The sequence below is a fragment of the Dietzia sp. DQ11-44 genome (assembly GCF_014145205.1).
In the GTDB taxonomy this organism is placed as follows: Bacteria; Actinomycetota; Actinomycetes; order Mycobacteriales; family Mycobacteriaceae; genus Dietzia; species Dietzia natronolimnaea.
The window spans coordinates 1-4,838 of sequence record NZ_JAALEC010000331.1 but is presented as its reverse complement, the minus strand read 5'-3'; the positions used below and the strand labels follow the sequence as shown (position 1 = coordinate 4,838).

Annotated in this window: 7 protein-coding genes; all 7 read left to right on the top strand. The window is 69.6% G+C overall.

Annotated features, from left to right (window positions below; genetic code table 11):
* Nucleotides 1-476: GMC oxidoreductase (locus G6018_RS09025; RefSeq protein WP_241732025.1), on the top strand; the 476-nt coding region annotated here is incomplete at its 5' end.
* 57 nt (nucleotides 477-533) lie between these two features.
* A complete protein-coding gene (locus G6018_RS09020) occupies nucleotides 534-1,469 on the top strand; it encodes an alpha/beta hydrolase (protein WP_182639430.1) in 936 nt (311 codons plus the stop codon).
* Between the two features lie 156 nt (nucleotides 1,470-1,625).
* A complete protein-coding gene (gene trxA, locus G6018_RS09015; RefSeq protein ID WP_179525878.1) occupies nucleotides 1,626-2,009 on the top strand; it encodes a thioredoxin in 384 nt (127 codons plus the stop codon).
* Between the two features lie 143 nt (nucleotides 2,010-2,152).
* Entirely contained in the window at nucleotides 2,153-3,274 is a 1,122-nt protein-coding gene (locus G6018_RS09010) for an NDMA-dependent alcohol dehydrogenase (RefSeq protein WP_179525877.1), read from the top strand.
* Nucleotides 3,275-3,458: 184 nt separating this feature from the next.
* Nucleotides 3,459-3,725 (top strand): metal-sensitive transcriptional regulator, encoded by a 267-nt coding sequence (locus G6018_RS09005; protein ID WP_179525876.1) that lies wholly within the window; start codon nucleotides 3,459-3,461, stop codon nucleotides 3,723-3,725.
* 76 nt (nucleotides 3,726-3,801) lie between these two features.
* Complete coding sequence (locus G6018_RS09000; RefSeq protein WP_179525875.1) at nucleotides 3,802-4,188, top strand: DUF302 domain-containing protein; 387 nt, start codon at nucleotides 3,802-3,804, stop codon at nucleotides 4,186-4,188.
* Nucleotides 4,189-4,201: 13 nt separating this feature from the next.
* Entirely contained in the window at nucleotides 4,202-4,816 is a 615-nt protein-coding gene (locus G6018_RS08995) for a DUF1707 domain-containing protein (protein WP_179525874.1), read from the top strand.
* Nucleotides 4,817-4,838: the final 22 nt, after the last annotated feature.

Below are 4,838 nucleotides of genomic sequence, written 5' to 3'. Positions count from 1 at the left end.
TCGGGCCGACGGGCCTCGCGGAGGTCGAGGTGCGGCCCTACTCGGTCCCGATTCACCGGGTGATCCCGGGCCTGGACCCCCAGCCGCACCGGATCGGGGTGGCCCTGATGAACCCCGTGGGCCGGGGCCACGTGCGGGAGGGGAGCTCCGGGGGAGACGGCCCGCGGGTGGTGCTGGCCGACGACCCCCGCGACGCCTCCGCGCTCGACCAGGCCGCCGGGATGGTCGCGGACCGCCTGGGGATCCCCGGTGGTGGGCCGCGGCCCGCACCCGTCCCGTCGACCTCCCAGCACCTCGCGGGGTCGGCGCGGATCGGTGAGGTGGTCGACGATTCCGGCCGGGTCCTGGGCTGCGAGGGTATGCGGGTGGCCGACGCGTCGGTGTTCCCGGTGCTGCCGCGGTGCGGCCCCTATCTCTCCGTTCTCGCGGTGGCCGAGGACCTCGCCGCGCGGGTGGTCGCCGGGAGCTCGTGGTAGAACCGATATGAGAACACGTTCCACCGCCGAGGTGGGAGTGCGGGCGGAAGGGCCACCATGACGAGTAGCGAGATCGAGACCCGCAGTGATCACCCCCACGCCGCCGAGCCCCGGTCCTTCACGCTCGCCGGTGCGGCCGGGATGCTCGTCGGCGACGTGTGGGAGCCGATCGGTGATGCGGATCCGGTCGACGAGATCCTCATGCTGCACGGCGGGGCGCAGACCCGGAACTCGTGGAACCGCGCCGCCCGGCGACTCGCGACCGAGGGGTACCGGGTCACGACGATGGACGCGCGGGGCCACGGTGACAGCGACTGGGCGTCGGACGGGGACTACGACATCCACCGCATGGTCGACGATCTCGAGCTGATCGTCGCCGCCCGCTTCCCCGGCCGGCTGCCGGTTCTCGTGGGCGCCTCGCTCGGTGGATTGACCGGACTGCTGGCGCTGGGGACCGCCAAGCCCGTCGCCCGGGCGCTGGTGCTGGTGGACGTCACCCCGAAGATCGAGGCGAAGGGCGTCCAGCGGATCGGGGAGTTCATGCGGTCGGGGCTGGACGGGTTCGCGGACCTGGAGGCCGCCGCCGAGGCGATCGCCGCCTACCAGCCTGGTCGTCAGCGCCCGACGAACCTGGACGGACTGCGCAAGAATCTCCGCCAGAAGGGCGACGGCCGGTGGTACTGGCACTGGGACCCGCGCTTCGTCGCGGGCGCCACCGGGGACAACGCCGAGATCGGGAACGACTACTTCGAGGGGATCGTGCCCCACGTCACCGAGCCGACCATGCTCATCAGGGGGTCGCGATCGGACATCGTCAGCGACGAGTCGGTGGCCCACCTGCTGCGACACCTCCCGCACGCGTACACCCACGAGGTCGCGGACGCCGGTCACATGGTGGCCGGGGACGACAACGCGGTCTTCCTGGACCAGCTCGAGTGGTTCCTGGCGGAGATCCTCGGATCCCCGCCCCGCCCGGGGGCGCGGGGGGAATAACCCCGATCGGGCGACGTTGTTCCTCACTGCACGACCTTGAATACCCACACGGGTATGGTCCGTGCGAGAAGGTCGTCGCAGGCGCGGGCTGTCCGTAGGCTGGCGACGAGAGACGACGGGACGAGAGCCGCCCCGTCCCGCTAGGAGGGCATTCGTATGACCACCGTCGACATCACGACCGCCGACTTCGAGAAGACCGTCACCGACAACGACATCGTCCTGGTGGACTTCTGGGCCGAGTGGTGTGGCCCCTGCAAGGCCTTCGGGCCGGTGTTCGAGAAGGTCTCCGGCAAGAACCCCGAGCTGACCTTCGCGAAGGTCGACACCGACGCGGAGCAGCAGCTGGGCGCGATGCTGCAGATCCAGTCGATCCCCACGCTCATGGCGTTCCGCGAGGGCATCGCCGTGTTCCGTCACTCCGGTGCGATCCCGGAGCAGGCGCTCGACGACCTGGTCGAGCAGATCAAGGGGCTCGACATGGACGAGGTCCGCAAGGCGGTCGAAGAGGCCCAGGCCCAGCAGGGCGACGCCCAGGGCTGAGTCGGCCCACTCCCTCCGGCGCGCCCGCGCGCCGAAATTGGAACAGGTTCTCGGTTTGCCGATCCCCGGTGGACCGATGCGGATATCGTGATGAGAACACGTTCCAGTGACGGGATCACCCCGTCGCGCCCGGAGGGAGTCGAATGAAGACCAAGGCCGCCATCGCCCGAGAGCTGGGCAAGCCGTTCGAGATCGTGGAGGCCGAGCTCGACGGCCCCCACTTCGGCGAGGTGCTCGTCAAGTGGAAGGTCGCCGGTCTCTGCCATTCCGACCTCCACATCACCAGTGGTGACCTGCCCGGGCGACTGCCGATCGTCGGCGGGCACGAGGGCGCGGGCGTCGTCGAGGCGGTCGGCCCCGGCGTGACCCACGTCCAGCCCGGCGACCACGTGGTGGGGTCGTTCATCCCGGCCTGTGGCAAGTGCTCCGCCTGTGCGCGCGGCATGACCAACCTGTGCGACGGCGGACTCAACGGCACGATCGGCGAGATGGCCGACGGCCGGTACCCGTTCGCCCTCGCGAACGGCGAGACCGCCGGCGCCATGTGCACCCTCGGCACGTTCTCGCAGTACACCGTCGCCAACATGAACTCGGTGGTCAAGGTCCAGGACTGGATCCCCTTCGAGGTCGCGGCGCTCGTCGGCTGCGGCGTCACCACCGGCTGGGGATCGGCCGTCTACTCAGCCGACGTCCGGGCCGGTGACACCGTCGTCGTCTTCGGCATCGGCGGCATCGGCATCAACGCGATCCAGGGCGCGAAGCACGCCGGCGCGCGATTCATCCTGGCCATCGACACGGACGAGTCGAAGCTGGCCAAGGCCACGGAGTTCGGCGCCACCCACGTCTACTCGGACGTCGACCAGGCCAAGGCCGAGCTTCCGGGCCTGACCTGGGGGAACATGGCCGAGAAGGCCATCATCACGATCGGCGTGGCGGACGCCAAGGTGACCGCCGACGCCACCGACATGGTGGGTAAGCGGGGGGTCGTGGTGCTCACCTCCATGGGCGGCCTCGACAACCAGTCCATCAACCTCACCGGGCTGTTCGTCTCCCAGTACGAGAAGGTCATCAAGGGGTCACTGTTCGGGTCGGCCAACGCCTTCCACGACATCCCCAACATCCTGCGGCTGTGGGACGAGAAGCAGCTCAAGCTCGACGAGCTGATCACGCACCGCTTCACGCTCGATCAGGTCAACGAGGGCTACGAGATCATGGAGTCCGGCGGCGACGGCATGGTCCGCGGGATCATCGTCCACGACGACTGATCCCCTGCGACTCCGCCGGCACGGCCGGCGCTGCGGGCACGACCGCGGCAACCGTGGGCCCCGGTTCCCCTCGAGGGGGTGGACCGGGGCCCGCTCCGTACACCGGACTGGACAGCGATACCCCCACGGGTACACTGGGGTCCGGATCGACATCCGCATCCGCGAGAGAGCAGGAGGGCCCGAGATGGCTGACGACGAGGCGAGGACGCAGGTGCTCAACCGCCTGCGCCGGGCGCGGGGACAGCTCAACGCGGTGATCGACATGGTCGAGCAGGAGCGCCCCTGCAAGGACGTCGTCACCCAGCTGGCGGCGGTCTCCAAGGCGCTGGACCGCGCCGGGTTCAAGATCATCAGCTCCAACATCCAGGAATGCCTCGCGGGCGACGGCGAGACCGGCGAGGACGGGATCACCGTGGCCGAGCTGGAGAAGCTCTTCCTCTCGCTCGCCTGACCGCTCCCCGGGGCCGTGGGATGCTGGCCCCGGTACGCGGAAGACATCACCCGACCACAGACGTGAGGACTGCGACATGGACGTCGGAATCGGTACGTACACGGCGATGGGATTCGACGAGGCGGTGGAGGCGACCCGCGAGGCGCTCGCCGACCGCGGCTTCGGGATCCTCCACGAGATCGATCTCACCGCCACGCTCAAGAAGAAGATCGACAAGGACATCGAGCGCGTCCTGATCCTCGGGGCGTGCAACCCCGGGTTCGCCGGTGAGGCGTTCGACGTGAGCAAGGAGGTCGCGCTGCTGCTGCCCTGCAACGTCGTGGTCCGCGAGTCCTCCGGGGGCTGCGTCATCGAGGCACAGAACCCGGCGCTGCTGGCACAGGTCATCTCGGGCGGCCTGCAGGACATGGCCGACGAGTTGTCCGCGCAGATGCGGTCGATGATGAAGGACCTCACCCGCTGAGTAACCTGGGGGCATGACCCAGGAGCCGCACACCGACCCGCGGGCCCTCGCTCAGCAGAGACTGGAGGCGATGGTGGGGCGGGGAGAGCTGTCCCTCGCCGAGTTCTCGGACCGGGCCGCCAGGATCTGGTCCGCGACCTGCCCCGCCGAGCTGGAGGTGGCCCTGAGCGGACTGCCGCTGGGTCCCGGCGCGGGGCCCACCCCTTCCTCGGCGCAGCCACCGGCCACCCGGCCGACGGGGGCGATCACCGTCGACGAGAGCCGGAAGAAGACCTCGGTCTTCGACACGCTCAAGCGGGAAGGCCGGTGGTCCCTCCCGGACGACTACCGGCTGACGTCCTGGATGGGCGAGATCTACCTCGACGCCCGTGAGGCCGTGGTCGACCGCCCGCGCACCCACATCCAGCTCGACCTGTGGGCCGCCAACGCCAAGATCCTGCTCCCCCCGGGGGTCTCGGTCGCGGTGACCGGCAACCGGACGTGGTCCGAGCTCAAGATCGACGAGGGCCGCTACGACATCCGTGGTGGCCCGCATCTGGACTTCGAGATCAACGGTTTCATGGCCGGCGTGAAGATCAAGATCCTCGCGGCGGGGGAGCGGATCCCCAAGACGTGGAAGTGGTTCTAGGCGGTTCGACCGCGCCGCCGCC